Genomic DNA, 21,987 nt, shown 5'->3' with positions numbered 1-21,987 from the left:
TGCAAAGCTACTTATTTTGTTTGCTATCTTTACACAAAAAAATTGATGCAGTTACGCAAAATTCTCGAAGGCCAAGGCTTTTATCGCATTCCCTTAAAAAAGCTCGCCACGGACCACTATCTTTTTTCGGCAAAAATAAACGGGGTCGCGGGCGATTTTATACTGGACACGGGCGCTTCCACAAGCTGTGTGGGCTTTACCGATAGCACACATTTTTTATTGATCAGCGAGGAAAGCATCATTAAGGCTGCGGGAGCTGGGGCCATAAATATGGAAACCATGCTTTCCCGCGGAAATAAATTCAGCATTAAAAACTGGAGCATCGGGAATATGGATTTTGTGCTTTTTGACCTATCACATGTAAACGAAGCCCTGTCGCAAGTGAATGAAGGGCCCGTGCATGGCATCATTGGCGCAGATTTTTTAAAGAAACACCGAGCCGTGATCGATTATGGCAGAAATTGCTTCTATGTAAAATAGAATGGCTTACGGATATGGTTTATTTACAATAATTTAAGTACTTTTATCTTCCTCTGAAATAATTCTCATTTGTGCTGAAAAAAATAGTAATCCTCATTTTTATTATTGCATTTTCCCCGGCTTCGGGGTATTGTCAGGATATTCCACATTATGAAAAAAAATTGGCCGCAGCCAAAAACAAAACGGAAAGATTAACCGCACTGGACAGCCTATTGTCCCGGACATTTTTTACCGACAGCGACGCTTTCATAAAATACAGCATCCAATATATAAATCTGGCACAGGAGATGGACAGTATTGAGGGGGCTGCCAGGAAGGCGATGAACCTTCAATATCCGCTTACCAACTACGCCAACGATCCGCTGAACGCAATAACCATAATAAATAGCGTACTTGCGCGCAAGTATAAAATAAAGGACAGCCTCTTGCTGGGCGGTCTTTATATTAAACGTGGGAAGGCCAATACCAAGGTAGATCTTAAAAAAGCCATTGAAGACTATAATATGGCACTCGAAAATTTCTCGAAAAACGATTCCCTGAACATTGCGGACACCTATCTTTTTAGAGGGCAGGCATATTCAAATTTGGGGAGGTTTGTTTTGGCGGGAGAGGATTTTACCCAAGCGTACACTATTTATGAAAACAAAAAGGAATATGACTACATGGTGTATGCGCAACAAGGCATCATAAGCATGTTCAGTATGAATGGTTTTTATGAAAAAGCCAAATTGGAACGCAATGCACTTATCAAAAAGATGAAGGCATTGGGATTGAATAGATTTTTGTCCAATGAATATTACAATCAAGCCCTGGACTACAAAAAAATGGGAGAGCGCGATCTGGAATACAAATCATTGCTCACCGCCGAAAAGGTTTTTGACAAAACCCAATCAGATCAATCCACCTTTATTGGGATCCATTCAAGATTAATTGAATACTACTGTGAGCACAACCAACTTATTGAGGCAAAAAAACATCTCGAACTCATAGAGAATTTAGAGTATGATCTCTCCGGAAATCCTTCAGCAGCACTAAACTTTTTGGGCGGAAAAGCTAAATATCTTCAAACAACGGGCAACTATGACGAAGCATTAAAACTTGCGCAAAATAAACTCGACATAGCCAAGAACTTAGGCCTTGAAGATGAAATTATGAGCTCCTACTCTTTTCTTTCCGAGCTCTATTTTGACATGGGAGATTATAAAAAAAGCGTAGAAAACAACCAAGCCTCCAATGCAATCAAAGACTCCATATACAACCGAAGTACCGCAAACGCACTTGCCTACTACCAAACCCTCTACGAAACCGAAAAAAAGGAAAAGGAACTGGTTGAAAAATCCTCCAACATCAGCCTTCTTGAAAAAGATAATGAAAGTTTTAAAAAAGCGATGCTCTTTGGAGGCATTGCCGTTCTTTTAAGTTTTGGGCTTATCTTGCTTTTCCGCAACCAAAGACATTTAAGAAGCAATAAAATCCTTCAGGAAAAATTTAGCCAGGAACTGCTCATTTCGCAAGAGGGCGAGCGCCGAAGAATATCAAAAGACCTTCATGACGGCATCGGGCAGCAATTGTTGGTCATCAAGAACAAGCTGATGGCAAGCGGGGATGATGATACAAAAAAAATGGTGGACCATACCATAGAAGAAGTTCGGTCAATTTCTAGAGACTTGCACCCCTTTCAGCTTCAGGAACTGGGCATTACCAAGGCCATTGAATATACCATAAACATGATAGATGAAAACACGACGCTTTTCATTTCAGCCGAAATAGATAATATTGATAACATTTTCTCAAAAGAAGACGAAGTAAATATCTATCGGATTATCCAAGAAAGCCTCAGCAATATATTGAAACACGCAAACGCCGAAGCGGGAAAGGTTTCCGTGAAAAAATTCACCAACAACATCCTTATCTCCATACGTGACAATGGCGTGGGCTTTGACTTTGCAGAAAAATACCAAGATGTAAAATCATTGGGATTGAAGACCCTTTTGGAACGGACCAAGTTTTTAAAAGGCCAAATGAAAGTAACCTCTAAAAAAGACACCGGCACTGTGCTGGAATTTCAATTTCCGTTATGAGCAAAACTACACCATCCATCATTATTGCAGACGATCATCCATTGCTATTAAAAGGGCTCAGCGACTTTTTGATAGAAAAAGGCTACAACCTGTTGGGAAGTGGCAAAGATGGGAGAGAGGCATATAACCTCATCACCAAAAAAAACCCAGACATCGCAATACTGGACATTCAGATGCCCTATATGTCTGGGCTCGAAATTGCACAACAATGCAAGGGTCTCGATTTAGACACCAAAATTGTTTTGATAACGCTTCACAAAGAAAAGGATCTCTATCAAAAAGCACAGGAGCTCAACATTTTTGGATACATCCTGAAAGAATTTGCCCTTGAAGAGATCGAGAACTGTATTAAAACCGTTACCGAGGGCGTTCCTTTTTTTAGTGATAAAATAAAAGAACTAATAGGTGTTGTTTTTGTGGATGATGGAGAACTGAACTCACTTACCCCTTCTGAAAAAAAGATCTTAAAATTAATTGCACAAGACAAGACCAACAAAGAAATCGCCTCACAACTTTTCATTTCATACAGAACAGTAGAAAAACACCGAAGCAACATCATTACCAAACTCAACATAGAGCCCAAAACAAACAGTCTCCTCATTTGGGCGAAAGAGCATCATGAAAAACTGTTATAGTTGCTTTTCAGAAATTTACGTGTTACCACGTATTTCATAATTCCACATAAATATGGATATTTACAATATGAAAGAAACAGTTTATATAGAAGAAAAAGAAAAGAATTACTCTGCTACTACAACTTCTACCAAATTAGGAGTTATAGTAATAACTGTTTCGGTTGTATTGGTTCTTTTACTAAATTTGATCAATACCTTATTTTTTAGCTGAGAAGATGTTTCCTAACTAACCAAAAAAATCCGGCTCACAGGCCGGATTTTTTATTTTCTAATTATCGGCTATAGCTCCAAAGCCTTTTTAACATCATTGTCCATTAAAAGTTCCTCAGGACTTTCCAAGGCTTCTTTTATCGCAACCAAAAAGCCAACAGATTCACGGCCGTCAATTATTCTGTGGTCGTACGAAAGTGCTACGTACATTACCGGGGCTACCACAATCCCGCCATCGCGAACAATGGCGCGCTCCACAATATTGTGCATTCCCAAAATTGCGGATTGGGGAGGGTTTATAATGGGCGTTGAAAGCATGCTGCCAAAAACGCCGCCGTTAGAGATTGTAAATGTGCCTCCAGTCATTTCATCTACGGTAATCTCACCATCGCGCGCTCTAATTGCAAGTCGCTTCACTTCGTTTTCCACACCTCTAAAACTTAGGTTTTCGGCGTTTCTAATTACGGGAACCATTAAACCTTTCGGTCCTGAAACGGCAATTGAAATATCCTTAAAGTCATAGGTTATCATATAATCGCCATCAATCATGGAGTTTACTTCTGGGTAAAGTTCCAGTGCACGGACTACCGCCAAGGTAAAAAACGACATAAACCCAAGCCCTACGCCGTGTTTTTCTTTGAACTGTTCTTTGTACTGGCTTCGCAGTTCAAAAATCGCAGACATATCCACTTCGTTAAAAGTAGTGAGCATGGCAGTTTCATTTTTTGCGGAAACCAAACGTTCCGCGACTCTTCGGCGAAGCATGGAGAGCCTTTTACGCTCGCTTCCGCGGCTGCCGCTTCCAGGAGTTCCCATGGAAGGGGTTGCGCTTACCGCATCTTCTTTTGTGATTCTTCCATCACGGCCAGTTCCTTTCACATCTTTTGAAGACATTCCCTTTTCATCAAGAATTTTCTTTGCCGCAGGGGAAGGCGAACCTGTGGCGTATGTTTTCTTATCCTGCTCTTGGTTGGGAGTTGACGATTTTGACGGCGTTTGTTTTTTAGCTTCCCCTTTATCGGTAGTGGCTTCTTTTGTAGCCTTTTCCTTCTTTTCCGTATCCTCGGATTCGGATTTTTTGGAAGTTTCCTTTTTGTCGGACGCATCATCACCGCCCGGTTTTTTGGCGTCGGTATCTATCAAGCAAACTACTTCGCCTACGCCTACCACATCGCCTTCCTCAGCTTTTAGGGTAATGATGCCGCTGGCTTCCGCCGGAAGTTCGAGCGTAGCTTTGTCGCTATCCACTTCGGCGATTGCTTGATCTTTTTCAACGTAATCACCATCCTTTACTAGCCAAGATGCTATTTCAACTTCGGTGATGGATTCTCCCGGGGAGGGAACTTTCATTTCTAATGCCATAATCTTATTGTTTATTGCAACCTGGAGGGTGCTATTCTTTATTCTTTATTCTTCAGATTTTTATAAATCTACTTATTTGTATTCTATTCACTTTCTTTCAGATTGCTCTTTATCGTTTTATCCCTTTTGTATCAAATACTTGAGGTTGCAATCTGTGGCCTCAAGTTTTCAAACTCATTTTTAGCAAATTCAAACATAAAATCCTTCGGAAACCATTCCATATTCCTGCGGACCGCTTGCTTTAAAACCCTTGTTTCCTCGCCATATATTCCGCAAGGTCAAAATCGAACATCAATCTTTAGCCGCGGACTTCTTAAATCTTATTCTGAATTTACTGCAATTTCACAGTATGAAAATAATAAAATAATCCATCATTTTCAGTTACATCACAACATTTCAAAAACACGTGGAAACGTACGGCCGTGCGTCCCTACTCCATATCTTTGTCAAACACGTTTTCAATTACCTTGGCGTGTCTTGCTTTTGACCTAACTGTACTGCCCGCTGCCGGTGCCGCGTACATTTTTCTGCTGCAAACCCTAAAGTTTCTCGCTTCTTCAAAGTGCATTAAGATATGCGAATAGGCGCCCATATTTCTTGGTTCTTCCTGTGCCCACACCACATCATCGGCGTTTTTATATTTCTTTAGAATCTTTTTCATTTCATCCGTTGGCAATGGAAACAACTGCTCTATACGCACCAATGCAACGTCATCCCTTTTCAATTCTTCCCTTTTTTCCAGCAAATCGTAATAGAATTTACCGGTAAGGAATACCAATGTTTTCACTTTTGCAACTTTTGCCTCGGCATCGTCAATCAACATTTGGAAACTTCCGTTAGCAAATTCTTCTTTAGTGGAAACCACTTTTGGGTGGCGCAGCAAACTCTTGGGCGTAAATACGATCAACGGTTTGCGATAATTTACCTTTAATTGTCTTCTGAAAAGGTGAAAAAGGTTGGCTGGCGTAGTCACATCCGCCACAAACATATTGTCTGTTGCACAAAGTTGCAGATAACGCTCCATTCTCGCCGATGAATGCTCCGCGCCCTGGCCTTCATAACCGTGGGGCAAAAGCATCACCAAACCATTCTGCAGCTTCCATTTGTCTTCGGCGGCCGAAATGTATTGATCTATCATAATTTGCGCCCCATTGCTGAAATCGCCAAACTGCGCTTCCCACAGGGTTAAACTTCGCGGGCTCGCCATAGCATACCCATAGTCAAAACCAACAACCCCATACTCTGAAAGCAATGAGTTGTATATATAGAAATCGCCTTGATCTCCCTTTAAATGATTTAAAAGCACCACTTCTTCTTCACTGTCCTCAACTTTAATAACGGCATGACGATGCGAAAACGTTCCGCGCTCCACGTCCTGCCCGCTCATACGCACGTCGTGGCCTTCCTTTAAAAGTGATCCGTAAGCAAGCAATTCGCCCATGGCCCAATCCAGTTTGTTGTCCTCAAAATACATAGTGTGTCTTGCTTCAACAAGCTTGGCAATTTTCTTAAGGAATTTTTTATCCTCAGGCAACTTGGTTATTACTTCGGCAATTTCATCCAACTTTTTCAAATCGAAAGTGGTATCAACCGCTTCCATCATTTTATCCTCCTCGGCATAATCGTAGCCTTCCCACTCGTCATGCATAAATGCGGTAATTGTGGTTTTGTCCTCTTTTCTGGAATCCTCAAGATTTTCTTCGAGCTTATCTTTGTATTCCTGTTCCAGTTTATCGGCATAGCCCTTATCAATAACTCCTTCCTCAATCAGTTTTTTGGCATAAATATCACGGGGATTGTCGTGTTTGGCTATAGCCTTATAAAGTTTGGGCTGCGTAAAACGCGGTTCGTCACCTTCATTGTGTCCATATTTTCTATAGCCCAACAAATCGATAAAAACATCACGGCCAAATTCCATTCTGAAATCCAACGCAAAATTCATTGCATGTACCACTGCCTCTACATCATCCGCATTTACGTGCAGGATGGGCGAAAGCGTTACCTTGCCAACATCGGTACAGTAAATTGAGGAGCGCGCATCCAAATAATTCGTAGTAAAACCTATTTGGTTGTTGACTACTATGTGAATCGTGCCTTCTGTTTTATATCCGTCCAGCTGTGCCATTTGCACAATTTCATACACAATGCCCTGTCCGGCAATGGCCGCGTCGCCGTGAACAATTATTGGCAAGACTTTATTTGGATTGTCCTTGTGATGGTCGTCCTGTTTGGCACGGGCTATTCCCTGTACCACGGCGCCCACGGTTTCCAAATGTGAAGGGTTGGGAGCTATATTAAGATTTATTTCTTTGCCAGATTCGGTTTTGCGCTTTGAAGTCCAGCCCAAGTGATATTTTACGTCGCCATCAAAAATATCCTGCGCATAATCCTTTCCGTCAAACTCGCTGAAAATGTCCTTGGCACTTTTTCCGAAGATATTTGTCAACGTGCTCAATCGGCCGCGGTGGGCCATTCCCATTACAAATTCCTCCACGCCTTTTTCGGCAGCATTTTCAATTAAGGTATCCAAGGCGGGAATCAAACTTTCGCCTCCTTCCAGTGAAAACCGTTTTTGACCTACGTATTTCGTATGAAGAAAACTCTCGAAAGCCACAGCCTCATTGAGTTTTTTAAGAATATGCTTTTTATGTTCGTTGGAGAAACTGGGCTGATTATCATTAACGTTCAACTTTTGTTGAATCCACTGGATTTCTTCCGGCCTGCGAATGTACATATATTCAATCCCGATGGAATCGCAATAAATGCTCTCAAGGTGTTTTATGATTTCTTCAAGGGTAGCCTCGCCAATACCAATAATTTCCCCGGCCTTAAAAGTAGCCTTAAGATCGTGCTGTGAAAGGCCAAAATTCTCGATTGCCAAGGTTGGTGTATATTTCCGGCGGTCCCGTACGGGATTGGTTTTGGTAAAAAGGTGCCCGCGCGTCCTGTAACCATCGATTAATTTTATAACCTGAAACTCCTTTATAACATCTGCGCAGATAGCGCCCACGTCGTAATCTTGGGTTTCCACAGGCTCGGCGGTGCCAAAGAATTCCTGTGCACTATTCTCCGAACCAAAGTCAAAACCTTGGAAAAAAGCACGCCAACTTGGCTCAACGCTATCGGGGTATTGTAAATATTTTTCGTAAAGTTCCGCGATTTGGGAGGGATGCATCGCGTTTAAGAAGGAAAATTTATCCATGATAAATGTACAAATGGGTCATTTTGATAAAACGGTACAAAAATACAACAATTACGCAAACTACTCCGCCTGATTCTATATATTTATAGGCGGAAAATCTTAAAGTATTCATAATGAAAAAGACTGAATTTAGGTGTGTTGGCAAATTATTTTTTATAGCACTGTTTCTTCTTGGCGTTACTAAATCGTTCAGTCAAGACAATAAAAATGAATTCTGGCAGCACGTGCGTTTTGGTGGAGGAATCGGCCTTAGTTTTGGCGATGGTTTTTTCAGCGGAACCCTTGCGCCCAGTGCCATTTATCAGTTTAACGACCAGTTTGCGGCCGGAGTGGCGCTAAACGGAACGTATGCAAGCCTAAAAAACGATACCAACGCGACCATTCTGGGCGGAAGTGTGCTGGCACTTTACAACGTGATACCGGAAATACAGCTTTCGGCAGAATTTGAGGAATTGCATGTAACCCGAAAGTATAAATACTTGGGAAGCCCCGACAAAACGCGGAACTATTGGTATCCGGCCTTATTTCTGGGCGTCGGTTTCCATAGCAATAATTTTACAATTGGCATCCGTTACGATGTGCTTTTTGATGCGGATGAAAGTATTTACGCAAGTGCCTTTGCCCCTTTCGTGCGGGTGTATTTTTAAACGTCGCGCTCCATCAAATCCTTCCCGAATTTGCGGAGCAGTTTCTTTTTCTCCTCAGAAATATCTATTTCATCCAAAAGCGAGTACGCCAAATGACTGAATTTTTCTATTTCTGCCTGCGTAGCTTCGGCTGCACCAGAGCTTGAAAATATTTCCTTAACCGTAGCAATCTTATCGGCAGGGTCTTTTGGATTTATGGTGAAAAGATGCTCCAGTTCCTCCGCTTGGGCCGAAGTGCCCTCGCCCACCGCCATTAAATACAGAAAGGTTTTTTTATTTGAAATAATATCGCCGCCCACCTGTTTTCCGAAGGTTTCGGGATTGCCGAAAACATCCAGATAATCGTCCTGCAATTGAAAGGCAATACCCAAATTTCTTCCGAATTGATAAATTTTGTCTTTATCGCTTTCGGAAACTTCGGCAACGATAGCGCCCATTTTCATCGCCGCTCCCAAAAGGACTGCGGTTTTGTGGTCTATCATTTTTATGTATTCCACAAGGGTTACATCATCCCGGGTTTCAAAATCCATGTCCAGTTGCTGCCCTTCGCAAACTTGCAGGGCCGTTTCGCTGAAAAGCTTCGCCAATTCGTGAAACATTTTGGGTTCGTAGTTTTCAAAGAAACGATATGCCAAAATAAGCATCGCATCACCCGAAAGAATTGCGGTGTTTACATCCCATTTCTCATGGACGGTCCTTTTGCCGCGGCGCAGTGGCGCATTATCCATAATATCGTCGTGGATGAGCGAAAAATTATGAAACAGCTCTACTGCCAGGGCAGCGCTCATTGCCTTTTTGAAATCGGTTCCGAAAAAATCGCAAACCATCAACGTCAATGCCGGCCGAATGCGCTTGCCCCCCAACGAAAGAATATATTTTATAGGGTCGTAGAGTTGGTGCGGCTCCTTTTGGGCAACGGCGTTTTCAAGATGCTGCTGCAATTCTGAATTGTATTTCTTTAAAACCTCCATCCTTCAAAAAATTTCGGCTAAAGTAAAACAAGCTAAGCAAAAGGCCACAATTAATGTGTCAAAATAGCATAGCTGTTAAGCTTCTGTTAAATAAAATAAAACTAAGGAAACTATTTTTGTTTTAAAAGTTTCCGCAACCTATCTTTGCCCCCTGTTATGAGAGAAAAGATTATCCAAAAAGCCACCGACCTCTTCTTAAAACTTGGTTTTAAGAGCGTTACCATGGACGATATCGCCAATGAAATGGCCATTTCAAAAAAAACCATTTATACGCATTTTAAAAATAAAACCGCTTTGGTAAAGGAATGCACCTTTTGTGTTATGGATAGCATTACCAGCGGCATAGACGAAATTTGCGCCTTGGACCAAAACCCCATTGAGGAATTATTTGAAATTAAGAAATTCATCCTGCGCAAACTTGAAAATGACCAATCCTCGCCACAGTACCAACTTCAGAAATATTATCCTGAAATAAGCCAGAAACTACATCAAAACCATTTTGAGAAAATGATGGAGTGTACCCGAAAAAACATGAAGAAAGGCATTGAGCAAGGGCTATACCGAAGCAATTTGGATCCAGATTTTGTTGCCCGCCTGTATTTTTTGGGCATCCACGGCATCAAGGACCAAAACCTGTTTCCCAAAGATAAGTTTCCTGCAAAATTCGTAACCGAGGAATATCTTGAATATCACCTGAGAGGAATTGTAACATCCGAAGGTTTTCTCACACTAAAAAAATTCATCAAAGAGCATCAAACCAATGACTAAAAAACTTTTAATCTTCAGTTTGCTATTGTGCGCTACTTTAGGTTTTTCGCAGCAGCAGAAAAATTATACGTTCAGTTTGGAAGAGGCCGTAACCTTTGCTTTGGACAGCAATTACACCTCCATAAACGCGCAACGCGATATTGCCAAAGCCATCAAGCAAAAGTGGGAAACCACCGCGCAGGGCCTTCCGCAGATAGATGGCAATATCAGTTACCAAAACAATCTAAAACAGCCCGTAACCCTTATTCCAGGCGAATTTAGTGGCGGCGAGCCCGGCACCTTTGTTCCCATAACCTTTGGAACCAAGCAAAATGCGAACGCCGTGGCTACCTTAAACCAGCTAATTTTTGATGGAAGCTATCTGGTAGGTTTAAAAGCCGCAAAGGCGTTTTTAAGATATTCTGAAAATGCCAACGAGAAAACACGTTTGGAAGTGCGGAAAGGTGTAATCAACGCCTACGGAAGTGTTTTGCTGGCGCAGGAACTGGTGGACATTTTTGAAAAAAACAAGACCAATCTTGAAGAAAACCTCAACGAAACCCGAAAAATCTATGAGAATGGTTTAACAGAGGAAGAAAGCGTTGAGCAACTGGAAATAACCCTTTTGGACATTGAAACCCAACTCAACAATGCCCGCAGAAGCCAAGCCATCGCCAAGCAAATGTTCAATCTTGCTTTGGGAATCGACGTGGAAGCCCCGGTAACCCTGACCGATGATTTGGACCAATTGGCCAATCAAAACATAAGTCTTTCGCTGTTGGATTCATCCCTAAAAATTGAAGAAAACGTAGATTATAAAATTGCCTTTAACCTTACGGAACAGCGCTATTTTGAAAACAGGCTTGAAAAAAGCAAGTTCCTCCCAAGACTTTCGGCTTTTGTGAATTATGGAACTTCAGCAAACAGTGATGATTTCAGTTTTTTTAACGGTGACCAAAAATGGTATCAGTCCTCTGTTTTGGGGGTCAGTCTGAATATTCCCATTTTCAGCAGTGGCATGCGAAGCGCCGCCAGCCAACGCACCAAAATAGCATTGGACCAAGCTAAGACAGAACTTGAGCAAACCAAACAACAAATAAAACTTGACTTGACAACTGCGCAAAGCAATTACCAATTCGCTATTGAGAATTATGAAAACTCAAAGAAAAACCTTGCGCTGGCCGAGCGTATTGAAGGTAAAAACCAAGTGAAATTCACGGAAGGCCTTTCAACCAGTTTTGACTTGCGCCAGGCCCAAACTCAATTATATATGGCACAGCAACAATATTTTCAATCCATGCTTACGCTAATCAATGAAAAAGCGAATCTTGAAACGGTTCTGAACATTCCGCAGTTACGGATGAATTATGAAGAAATTAAAGGGAAATACTGAAAAAAGTTTATGAGTTTAAAAGTTTATTGAACAGTGCTTACCCAAAGAAATTAGACTGTAAAAATTTATACATTAAAACAAAAATTATGAGAATATTTTCGTTTGAAAAATTAAATGTTTGGCAGAAAGCACGGCAGCTTTCCATAAAAATTTACAAAAGCACCAAAGATTTTCCTTCGGAAGAAAAATTTGGTATAACAAGTCAAATGAGACGCGCTGCAATTTCTATTTCCTCTAATATAGCTGAAGGAACTGGAAGACATTCTTTTAAGGATAAAGCTCGATTTACTGAAATAGCCCATAGTTCTGCCTTAGAACTTTTGAATCAATCCATTCTTGCAAATGATTTGGAACTTCTGTCTGACGAATTATATAGCGAGATTCGGGAAAATATTTCAGAAATAGCCGCAATGTTAAACGGACTATATAAAACCCAAATCAAGAATAAAGAAGTTTAAAAGATCAAGAGTTTATGAAATTGCACAAAAAAGATTCAAATTCATAGTATAAATCAAAGCAATAAACTTTTTCACACAATAACTTTTAAACATTTAAACTCATAAACACTTAAACTTATAAACTTTCAACTAATCGACTTTCTAAAAATAAATCAACAATGAAAAAATCATTTCTACTACTAATAACAATCATCACGCTCGCTTCCTGCGGAGGTGACAACAAATCTGTTGATGCGGTTATTGATTCGAAGGACATGGCGGCGGTAAAAGCCAAGCGTGCCGAACTGAACAAACAACAGCGCGAACTTAAGGCCGAAATAGATAAACTGAACGCCTACATAGACGAAAACGAAAAGAAAGAAAGACCAGCTTTAATTACCGCTGAGGTTATTAAAGACACCCTTTTTAAACATTATGTTGAAGTGCAGGGCAATGTGGAAACAGACCAAAACGTAGTTTTAAATGCGGAATATTCCGGTGTACTTACCAATGTGTATGTGAAGGAAGGGCAACGCGTTTCCAAAGGGCAGCGCCTTGCAAAAATAGACGATGGCGGCCTTTCCAGCCAGGTAGCGCAACAAGAAGCCCAAATGGCTTTGGCGCAGACCACTTTTGAGCGTCAGCAAAGGTTGTGGGAACAAAAAATTGGTTCCGAAATACAATATTTACAGGCCAAGACCAATTATGAATCTGCTAAAAACGTTACCAATCAATTGCGCGCCCAATTGGCCAAAACCGTTATCACCGCACCCTTTAGCGGCGTTGTGGATGAGATTATTTCAGACCCAGGCCAAGTGGTGGTTCCCGGACAAACCCCAATCATCCGTTTGGTGAATTTGAGCAATATGTACGTAAAGGCCTCCATTCCTGAAACCTATCTTAAAAACATTACCAAGGGTACACAGGTAAAGGTGAAATTAGCTTCCATCAATGAAGAATTCACCGGAAAGGTTCGCCAAGTGAGCAACTACATCAACCCGAACAACAGAAGTTTTGACATTCAGGTTGAAATTCCCAATAAAGATGGACTGGTAAAACCAAACCTTATCGCCACCGTAAAAGTGAACGATTACAGCGCGGAAGGAGCCATTACCGTTCCTGAAAATGTATTGCAGGAAAATGCCGCCGGCGAAACGATTGCCTATATCTACCACCCCGTAAACGATTCCGTTGGGATTGCCAAACGCGTGCTGCTTGAAACCGGGCTTTCCTACCAAAACCACACCGAGGTAAAATCTGGCCTCAAAAAAGGCGATACCATAATTAAGGAAGGCGCAAAAACCCTTCGTGACGGACAGAAAGTAACCATCAAAAACTAAGAAAACCTTTGCACCATGAGCAAAAACCCGTATAAAGAATTTAGTATTTCGTCTTGGGCCATTGACAATAAAATGACGGTCTATGTAATTATGGCCATCATCCTGTTTTTGGGTGCTTACTCATATTACAGTATGCCGCGCGAGGCTTTCCCAGAGATTATCGAGACCAAAATTTACGTGAGCTCCGTAAACCCCGGAAACTCTGCCGAGGATGTTGAGAAATTCATCACAGAACCACTCGAAGAGGAATTTAAGGACGTTGCCGGCGTAAAGGAAATCACTTCAACTACCCTTCAGGATTACTCCATTATTATTGTTGAATTTGAGGAAAATGTTGAAATACCCGTAGCAAAACAATCCGTAAAAGATAAGGTGGACCAGGTAAAGGCAGAAACCACTTGGCCCACGCTTACCAATGGCGCCAAGGTAGAGCCGAATGTTTTCGACCTGAATTTTTCCGAAGAAATGCCCATCCTCAACATCAACCTTACGGGCGATTACCCCGTACAGCAGTTGAAGGACTATGCCGAATACCTCCAAGATAAAATTGAATTGCTTCCCCAGATAAAGGAAGCCACCATTCGCGGGGCCGAGGAAAAAGAAGTTGAAATTGCGGTTGACATCTATAAAATGACCGCCTCGCAGGTTAGTTTTGACAATATCATCAACGCGGTAAAAGGGGAAAACAATACGATTTCCGGCGGAAACATTATTACCAACGGCGTTCAAAAAAACATCCGGATTACGGGTGAAATTGAAGACCCGAAAGAGTTGGAAAACGTTGTGGTTAAAAAAGATGACGGCATCATTTTCCTAAAAGACATTGCCGATATAAAGTTCCAGGAAAAAGACCCTACAACCTATGCGCGTGAATATGGCGACCCAGTGGTGATGCTGGACGTGAAAAAACGCGCCGGAAAAAACATGATCGAGGCCGTAGAGCAGATCAAAAAAATTGTTGCCGAAGAACAGGAAAGTTATCTTCCAAAAAGTCTGCACATCAGTCTCACGAACGACCAATCCATAAAGACCGAAAACCAGGTGAACGACTTGGTAAACAACATCATCTTCGGGGTAATTTTGGTTGTACTGGTCTTGATGTTTTTCCTCGGTTTCAGAAACGCGCTCTTCGTTGGTTTCGCCATTCCGCTTTCTATGCTCATGTCGCTATTTATCCTTTCGGCATTGGGTTTCACGCTGAACACCATGGTGCTTTTTGGGCTCGTGATGGGTCTTGGGATGCTGGTGGACAACGGGATTGTGGTGGTGGAGAACGTATATACCTTAATGAGCGAGGGCATGCCGCCGCGAAAAGCCGCCAAACAAGGTATGGGCGAGATTGCCTGGCCCATTATCGCTTCAACCGCAACCACCTTAGCGGCGTTTTTCCCACTTGGGCTGTGGCCGGGAACCATTGGTAAATTTATGATTTACTTCCCCATCACACTTTCCGTGGTGCTTTCATCCTCCCTATTTGTGGCGTTGATTATAAATTCCATGCTTACTTCAGAATTTATGAAAACCGAAGAAGAGCCGTTGGCAAAAAAGAAACTGATCCGTTGGAGTTTGATCCTTTTGGGCGTTGGGTTGCTGCTTTTGGTTGCAGGGTTTGCAATGGACGTGGCCGCTTTCCGAGGTTTTGGAAACTTGGCAATCCTCACTGCAATTATGCTTTGGGTTTATAAATATATCTTGGCCGGTGCCGTGGATTATTTTCAGTACAAATCGCTTAAAAAGCTGGAAAATTTCTATGAACGGATTCTGAAATACGCCTTGCGCGGAAGAAAAGCCTACGTATTCTTCTTCGGAACGATTGCACTTTTAATTTTCTCTTTCATTTTAGTGGGAATTGCACAGCCAAAAGTGCTTTTCTTCCCCGAAAATGAGCCCAACCAGATTATTACCTACATTGAATATCCGCAGGGAACCGATATTGAAAAGACCAACGAGCTTACAAAACAGGTTGAAAAACGTGTGTTTGACGCCATTGCGAAATATGATGACAACGGCTACAACTATATGGTAGAATCTGCCATTTCGCAGGTGGGCCAAGGTGCCGGAAACCCGCAGACTGACGGCGGCCAAAGCAACGAAATGCCGCAAAAAGGAAAGATTACCCTTTCCATGCGCGATTTCCAACTGCGCCGTGGCGTGAAAAGTAGCACCGTTCTTGAAGAAGTGCGCGATGCCGTAAAAGGCTTTCCGGGCGCTTCCATTATTGTTGAAAAGGATGCTGCCGGCCCGCCCGTGGGTTACCCAATAAACATTGAATTGATTGGTGAGGATTATGAGGAAATGCTTCGCCAAGCCGAAAATCTGCGTTCCTATATTGAAGGTTTGGGCATCAGCGGTATCGAGGAACTGAAGATAGACGTCAACAAAAGTAAACCCGAAATGGACGTAACCGTGGACCGTGAAAAAGCGGGGCAATTGGGCATTTCCACCGGACAGATTGGGCAAACCCTGCGCCGTGCCATTTTTGGGGAAGAAGCTTCCACCTATAAAGAAGGTGATGACGATTACGAAATAAACGTCCGCCTTTCCGAAAAATCACGTTATGATGAAAGCGCGCTTTTCAACCAGCCAATTACCTTTAGGAACAATCAAGGAAAAATTGTGCAAGTGCCTATTTCCGCAATGGTTACGAAGAAAAATACCGCTTCCTTCAGTTCTATTAAAAGGAAAGATCTGAAACGGACCATTACCGTTTACTCCAACGTGATTGGGGGCTACAACGCCACCGAAATTGTAAACGACCTAAAAACCGAGCTTCAGAATTACGATCTGCCAAAAGACATAACCCTTGCTTTTACGGGCGAACAGGAAGAACAGGCAGACAACATGGGCTTCCTTTTGTTGGCGCTGTTCTATGCTTTGGGTGGAATCTTGCTGATTTTGGTGGCGCAGTTCAACTCGCTTTCCAAACCGATGATTATTTTAACTTCGGTGGTGCTAAGTTTGGCTGGGGTATTCCTCGGGCTGGTGGTTTTCCAAATGGATTTCGTGATTATTATGACGATGATGGGTATCATTTCCCTTGCGGGAATCGTGGTCAACAACGCCATCGTATTGATAGACTACACTCAGATTCTCATTGACAGAAAAATGTACGATCTGCAAATGGATGAAGACCAAATGCTCACCAAACGCCAGTATTTTGAGTTGATAGTTGCGGGTGGAAAGTCGCGTTTGCGTCCTGTTTTGTTGACTGCCATCACAACTGTTTTAGGCCTAATTCCGTTGGCCATTGGGTTTAACATAGATTTCTTTGGGCTGTTCACGGATTACAACCCAAACATTTACATTGGCGGTGACAACGTGATTTTCTGGGGCCCGCTGGCGTGGACGGTAATCTTCGGATTGATCTTCGCCACTTTCTTGACCTTAATTGTGGTTCCGGTAATGTTCTATTTGGTAAATCGCGCCAAAATTAAATTCAGAAAAAGACGCCGGATGAAAGAGATTAAAAAGCTGAAGGCGAAACAAGCTATGAATAATGGCCGAATTGCATAATTTATAAGAATATTCGTATGAGTTTAACTGACCTGCAAGGTTTTCAACATCTTGCAGGTCTTTTCTTTTATAAACATTCGGAAATTCGTGGTGAATAGACCCGCCCCAATAATAATACCTTTAAAACCACAACTATTCATTAATTACTTATTAAATTTGCCGTCTCAATAAAATATAGGTTTAATTCAAAAGATTCCTGCCTTCGCGGGAAATAGTATGTACAGAACGCACAACAACGGCCAGCTTCGGGCGGCAGATATAAACAAGGAAGTAACCCTCGCGGGCTGGGTACAAAAAACCCGCGACAAGGGCTTTATGGTCTGGGTGGACCTTCGCGACCGCTACGGCATTACCCAACTTATTTTTGACGAGGAAAGAACTCCCAAGGAAGTAATGGAAAAAGCCACAAAACTGGGCCGTGAGTTCGTAATACAGGTGAAAGGAACCGTAATAGAGCGCGAGTCCAAAAACCCAAACATGCAAACCGGCGATGTGGAAATTTTGGTTTCTGAACTGACCATTCTGAATGAATCCCTTACTCCGCCCTTCACTATTGAAGACGAAACCGACGGCGGCGAGGATTTGCGTATGAAATATCGCTACCTCGACATCCGCAGAAAACCTGTGCGTGAGAATCTTATCTTCCGTCATAAAGTAGCAATTGCCGTTCGCAATTATTTATCAAACGAAGGTTTTGTGGAAGTAGAAACCCCGTATTTAATTAAGTCAACCCCCGAAGGCGCGCGCGATTTCGTCGTGCCTTCCCGAATGAACGAAGGGCAGTTTTATGCGCTTCCACAGTCACCCCAAACTTTTAAGCAATTGCTGATGGTTGGCGGTCTGGATAAATATTTCCAAATAGTAAAATGCTTTCGCGATGAGGATCTGCGTGCAGACCGCCAGCCGGAATTCACACAAATAGACTGCGAAATGGCTTTCGTGGAACAGGAAGATATTTTGAAGGCTTTTGAAGGGCTGACGAAACATCTTTTAAAAGAAATAAACGGCGTAGAAATTTCCGAATTCCCAAGAATGACCTATGATGAAGCGATGGCGAAGTACGGAAACGACAAACCGGATATTCGTTTTGGGATGGAGTTTTGCCCCCTAACCCCCGAAGGGGGAACTTTTGAGCCCAAAGGTTTTCCAATATTTGATAAAGCTGAATTGGTTGTGGCAATAAATGTGGAAGGCTGTGCGGAATATTCACGAAAGCAGATTGATGCCTTGGTAGATTTCGTAAAGCGACCCCAAATTGGAGCTACAGGTTTAATTTGGGTAAAATACAATGTCGATGGCACTTTGAAATCTTCCATTGATAAATTTTTTGATGAGGAAACTTTAAAAATCTGGGCCGAAAAATGTAATGCGAAACCTGGCGACTTAATGCTTATAATGGCCGGAGACAAATATAAAACGCGAACCCAGTTAAGCGCACTGCGCATGCATTTGGCAGAACAACTTGGTTTAAGAAAGAATGACGAATTCGCCCCGCTTTGGGTTGTGGATTTCCCGCTATTGGAATGGGACGAGGAAACGGAGCGTTACCACGCCATGCACCACCCCTTCACTTCCCCAAAACCGGGACAGTTGGAACTTTTGGCCACAAACCCTGGCGAGGTAAAGGCCAATGCCTACGATTTGGTTTTAAACGGAAACGAAATCGGCGGCGGTTCCATCCGTATCCACGATAAAAAAACGCAGGCGTTGATGTTCGATTATTTGGGCTTCACACCCGAAGAAGCAAAGGCACAGTTCGGCTTTTTGATGGATGCTTTTCAATACGGGGCACCACCGCACGGCGGAATTGCCTTCGGTTTGGATAGATTGGTTGCCATTTTGGGCGGGCAGGAAACCATCCGCGACTTTATTGCTTTCCCAAAAAACAACGCCGGCCGCGACGTGATGATTGATGCGCCTGCGCCAATTGACCAAAAACAGTTGGAGGAGCTTCATTTAAAGGTTACGCTAAAATCTTAAGAAAAAAATCCTGCATTTGCGGGATTTTTTGATAGTTTTAAAGATGCCAACACAAAAAAGAAATATACTGACCCGCTTCCTCATTTGGAGGATAAAGCATATCTCCCACAGACAATTTGTGCTGTTTCTGAGCATATTGGTTGGTCTTCTGGCAGGGATGGGCGCAGTAATTCTAAAAAACTTCACCCACTTAATCCAGCATCTTTTAGAAGGCAAACTTATTGCAGAATACCAGACGGCCTTCTATTTCATTTTTCCGCTTATCGGTCTTACTTTGGCATTTTTGGCGATGCGTTACTTAATTCGCCATAAAGTTAGCCACGGAATTCCCTCGACACTTTACGCAATTTCAAAACGTAAAGGTTTTATGCGGCCTTTTCAAATATTCGGCAGTTTGATAACCGCACCAATTACTGTTGGTTTTGGAGGTTCTGTGGGGCTTGAAGGTCCAACGGTTGCGACGGGGGCCGCAATAAGTTCCAATCTGTCGCGGCTTTTACATATGAACCAAGCTACCCGAACTTTGTTGATCGGCTGTGCCGGCGCCGGTGCCATGTCAGCAATTTTCAAGGCGCCCATAGCCGCCATTGTTTTTGCGGTAGAGGTTTTCAGTCTCGACCTCACTTTGGCTTCAATGGTACCTTTGTTGTTGGCGTCTATTTCTGCAATTACCACTTCCTATTTCTTTTTGGGAACAGACGTTTTACTTCCCTTCAAAATCACGGATAAATTTGAGATCAACGACATTCCTTTCTTTATTTTATTGGGATTGGTAGCGTCTATGGTTTCCATTTATTACACAAAGATGTATTCCTATATTCAGGATTTCTTTGAAAAAATTGGCAGTCCCATTAAACGCCTGTTGATTGGCGGAATTGGCCTTGGCGTCATCGTCTATTTCATTCCTCCCCTTTACGGCGAAGGTTTCGACGTAATCAACAATTTGGTGCAGGGCAATCCCAACGCCGCTTTGGAAAACAACTTTTTCAATTTAGACCTATCCAGTATCTGGGTTGTCATTCTGCTACTTGCGGGCTTGGTGGTCTTTAAAATTATAGCCAGTGCCCTCACTTTTGGCGCGGGCGGCGTGGGCGGTATTTTTGCCCCAACCCTTTTTATGGGAAGTATTATGGGGAACTGTTTTGCTAAAATTTTGAACAATATCGGGTTGCTCAACAACCCGGTTTCAGAGAGTAATTTCACCCTGGTTGGAATGACGGGCTTGATGGCCGGTGTGCTTCACGCCCCGTTGACCGCAATTTTCCTTATCGCGGAAGTAACGGGCGGGTACGAGCTTTTTATACCTTTGATGGTCACCGCGGCCATCTCCTATTCGCTAACCAAATATTTTATACCCCATTCGGTCTATACGATGGAATTGGGCCGAAAAGGCGACCTTATTACGCACAACAAAGATCACGCGGTACTCACTTTGATGGACATAACCTCGGTAATTGAACGCGATTTTATAGCTGTCCATCCGCAGATGAATTTAGGCGAAATCGTTCACGAGGCGGTAATAAAATCGAAAAGAAACCTGTTTCCCGTATTGAACAAAAAAACAAATGCCTTGGAAGGAATCATTCTTTTGGACGATCTGCGGCCCGTAATGTTCGATCAAAATTTATATGAAGAAGTAAAAGCCACAGAGCTCATGCACAGTCCGCCGGGAATCATTAACCTGAACCAGGACAAGATGACCGATGTTATGAAGAAATTTCAGGACACCGGTGCGTGGAACCTTCCGGTAATCAATAATGGGGAATATTACGGTTTCGTTTCAAAATCGAAATTGCTAACTGCATACCGAAGAAAATTGATTGATTTTTCGGGGAAATAGTTCAGTGGTCAGTAGTCAAAAACTAAAAAATGAAGTACGTTATTGCAATATTATTTATATCCGTAGCTATAAGTTTAGGTGTTGGTTTTTACATAAAATCCACAGATGAAGGCACTGGCAACTTGATTATCGGCCTTACCTTATTGGTCGGATTTTTTATTTTAATGCCCCTATTCATCTATCACCGCTGGAAAAACCGCAGTGTAAAGGACTATATGCTTACCAAGGAAAACATTCAGAAAATGCAGGATTACCAAAAAGATAAGAAGATTTGAGCAACGGGCAGCTATAAAAATTTTTGATTTCCTTAACTCATGAAATCATAATTATTATACATTTGTATCTAATTATTAATTTATTTTTTATTTACAATGGAAGGAACAGTAAAGTTTTTTAACGAATCAAAAGGTTTTGGTTTTATCACCAATGATGAAACCGGAAAGGACATTTTTGTACACGTAACCGGCTTAAATGGTGAAGCCATTAACGAAGGGGACAAAGTAGAATATGTTGAAGAGGAAGGAAGAAAAGGAATGGTTGCCGCCCAAGTGCGCGTAATCCATGACTAAAAGATATACGATTTGGAAACCAAGGGCCTTTCATTTTTGAAAGGCTTTTTTAATTTAGTTTAAGTTCCTTTTCTCGATAAAGAACCGTTTTAGCAGTTGTGATGCCTCATCGGCCATTACGCCGCCAGTAAGCACTGTTTTAGGATGAAGTTTCGCATTTAGGGCAATACACCCACGATGTTCATCTCTTGCGCCATAAACAACTTTTGAAATCTGGCTCCAAAACAAAGCCCCAGCGCACATTTGGCAGGGCTCAATGGTTACGTAAAGCGTACAATCAATCAAATATTTTCCTCCCAAAAAATTAGCGGCAGCAGTAATGGCCTGCATTTCGGCATGGGCCGTAACATCGTTTAGCGTTTCGGTAAGATTGTGTGCCCGGGCAATTATTTGGTTGTTTATGACTATAACGGCGCCAATGGGTATTTCGCCTTTATCATAGGCGGCTTCTGCCTCTTGGAGGGCGCGTTTCATAAAATAGGTATCGTCGTAGGGGTTAATCAAAACTTAAAGGTTATAAGGTTTAGCGAGATGAGCAAAGACAGAAAGTTCTCTTGATTTTTGCCAAACCTGTAATTTT

18 protein-coding genes are annotated in these 21,987 nt (G+C 42.3%); 13 read left to right on the top strand and 5 right to left on the bottom strand.

The window, feature by feature from the left end; genetic code table 11:
- Window positions 1-45: 45 nt before the first annotated feature.
- The 3 genes from POV26_RS13595 to POV26_RS13585 all read left to right on the top strand — a co-directional run bounded on the left by POV26_RS13595 (window position 46) and on the right by POV26_RS13585 (window position 3,196).
- A complete protein-coding gene (locus POV26_RS13595; RefSeq protein WP_272857012.1) occupies window positions 46-480 on the top strand; it encodes an aspartyl protease family protein in 435 nt (144 codons plus the stop codon).
- Window positions 481-551: 71 nt separating this feature from the next.
- Window positions 552-2,561 carry an ATP-binding protein gene (locus POV26_RS13590; protein WP_272857011.1) on the top strand — a complete coding sequence of 670 codons (2,010 nt, stop codon included), beginning with the start codon at window positions 552-554 and terminating at the stop codon, window positions 2,559-2,561.
- Window positions 2,558-3,196 (top strand): response regulator, encoded by a 639-nt coding sequence (locus POV26_RS13585; protein WP_272857010.1) that lies wholly within the window; start codon window positions 2,558-2,560, stop codon window positions 3,194-3,196. Before POV26_RS13590 ends, POV26_RS13585 begins: the two co-directional genes overlap by 4 nt.
- Before the next feature lie 279 nt (window positions 3,197-3,475).
- On the opposite strand, the gene odhB is transcribed toward POV26_RS13585, so the two are convergent.
- The 3 genes from odhB to POV26_RS13575 form a co-directional block, all read right to left on the bottom strand.
- The gene (gene odhB / locus POV26_RS13580; RefSeq protein ID WP_272857009.1) at window positions 3,476-4,768 is read right to left on the bottom strand and encodes a 2-oxoglutarate dehydrogenase complex dihydrolipoyllysine-residue succinyltransferase; all 1,293 of its coding nucleotides are present in this window, start codon (window positions 4,766-4,768) and stop codon (window positions 3,476-3,478) included.
- 131 nt (window positions 4,769-4,899) lie between these two features.
- Window positions 4,900-4,989 (bottom strand): hypothetical protein, encoded by a 90-nt coding sequence (locus tag POV26_RS15400; RefSeq protein ID WP_419180020.1) that lies wholly within the window; start codon window positions 4,987-4,989, stop codon window positions 4,900-4,902.
- Window positions 4,990-5,198: 209 nt separating this feature from the next.
- The gene (locus tag POV26_RS13575) at window positions 5,199-7,970 is read right to left on the bottom strand and encodes a 2-oxoglutarate dehydrogenase E1 component (RefSeq protein ID WP_272857008.1); all 2,772 of its coding nucleotides are present in this window, start codon (window positions 7,968-7,970) and stop codon (window positions 5,199-5,201) included.
- Between the two features lie 113 nt (window positions 7,971-8,083).
- Here POV26_RS13575 and POV26_RS13570 point away from each other — a divergent pair, with 113 nt between their 5' ends.
- Window positions 8,084-8,617 carry an alpha-ketoglutarate decarboxylase gene (locus tag POV26_RS13570; protein WP_272857007.1) on the top strand — a complete coding sequence of 178 codons (534 nt, stop codon included), beginning with the start codon at window positions 8,084-8,086 and terminating at the stop codon, window positions 8,615-8,617.
- Here the strand turns inward: POV26_RS13570 and POV26_RS13565 are convergent.
- Complete coding sequence (locus tag POV26_RS13565) at window positions 8,614-9,588, bottom strand: polyprenyl synthetase family protein (RefSeq protein ID WP_272857006.1); 975 nt, start codon at window positions 9,586-9,588, stop codon at window positions 8,614-8,616. The genes POV26_RS13570 and POV26_RS13565 overlap by 4 nt on opposite strands.
- Before the next feature lie 156 nt (window positions 9,589-9,744).
- On the opposite strand from POV26_RS13565, the gene POV26_RS13560 reads away from it, so the two are divergent.
- The 9 genes from POV26_RS13560 (at window position 9,745) to POV26_RS13520 (ending at window position 21,407) form a co-directional block, all read left to right on the top strand.
- Window positions 9,745-10,356, top strand: coding sequence for a TetR/AcrR family transcriptional regulator (locus POV26_RS13560; protein ID WP_272857005.1), 612 nt, complete (start codon window positions 9,745-9,747; stop codon window positions 10,354-10,356).
- Window positions 10,349-11,728 (top strand): TolC family protein, encoded by a 1,380-nt coding sequence (locus tag POV26_RS13555; RefSeq protein WP_272857004.1) that lies wholly within the window; start codon window positions 10,349-10,351, stop codon window positions 11,726-11,728. Before POV26_RS13560 ends, POV26_RS13555 begins: the two co-directional genes overlap by 8 nt.
- An 86-nt stretch (window positions 11,729-11,814) precedes the next feature.
- Window positions 11,815-12,186 (top strand): four helix bundle protein, encoded by a 372-nt coding sequence (locus tag POV26_RS13550; RefSeq protein ID WP_272857003.1) that lies wholly within the window; start codon window positions 11,815-11,817, stop codon window positions 12,184-12,186.
- A 158-nt stretch (window positions 12,187-12,344) separates the two neighbouring features.
- On the top strand, window positions 12,345-13,505 hold the full coding sequence (locus POV26_RS13545; protein WP_272857002.1) for an efflux RND transporter periplasmic adaptor subunit: 1,161 nt from the start codon (window positions 12,345-12,347) through the stop codon (window positions 13,503-13,505).
- Window positions 13,506-13,520: 15 nt separating this feature from the next.
- A complete protein-coding gene (locus POV26_RS13540) occupies window positions 13,521-17,018 on the top strand; it encodes an efflux RND transporter permease subunit (protein ID WP_272857001.1) in 3,498 nt (1,165 codons plus the stop codon).
- A 216-nt stretch (window positions 17,019-17,234) separates the two neighbouring features.
- Entirely contained in the window at window positions 17,235-18,998 is a 1,764-nt protein-coding gene (aspS, locus tag POV26_RS13535; RefSeq protein ID WP_272857000.1) for an aspartate--tRNA ligase, read from the top strand.
- A 43-nt stretch (window positions 18,999-19,041) separates the two neighbouring features.
- Entirely contained in the window at window positions 19,042-20,838 is a 1,797-nt protein-coding gene (locus POV26_RS13530; RefSeq protein ID WP_272856999.1) for a chloride channel protein, read from the top strand.
- A gap of 29 nt (window positions 20,839-20,867) precedes the next feature.
- Window positions 20,868-21,113, top strand: coding sequence for a hypothetical protein (locus tag POV26_RS13525; RefSeq protein WP_272856998.1), 246 nt, complete (start codon window positions 20,868-20,870; stop codon window positions 21,111-21,113).
- Window positions 21,114-21,209: 96 nt separating this feature from the next.
- Entirely contained in the window at window positions 21,210-21,407 is a 198-nt protein-coding gene (locus POV26_RS13520) for a cold-shock protein (RefSeq protein ID WP_272856997.1), read from the top strand.
- A 54-nt stretch (window positions 21,408-21,461) separates the two neighbouring features.
- Here POV26_RS13520 and POV26_RS13515 read toward each other — a convergent pair whose 3' ends face one another.
- Window positions 21,462-21,911, bottom strand: coding sequence for a nucleoside deaminase (locus POV26_RS13515; RefSeq protein ID WP_272856996.1), 450 nt, complete (start codon window positions 21,909-21,911; stop codon window positions 21,462-21,464).
- Between the last annotated feature and the right edge of the window lie 76 nt (window positions 21,912-21,987).

It is taken from the genome of Aequorivita todarodis (genome assembly GCF_028561335.1).
In the GTDB taxonomy this organism is placed as follows: Bacteria; Bacteroidota; Bacteroidia; order Flavobacteriales; family Flavobacteriaceae; genus Aequorivita; species Aequorivita todarodis.
Note: the sequence above shows the minus strand (reverse complement) of the source record. Positions and strands in the feature narration are given on the sequence as shown.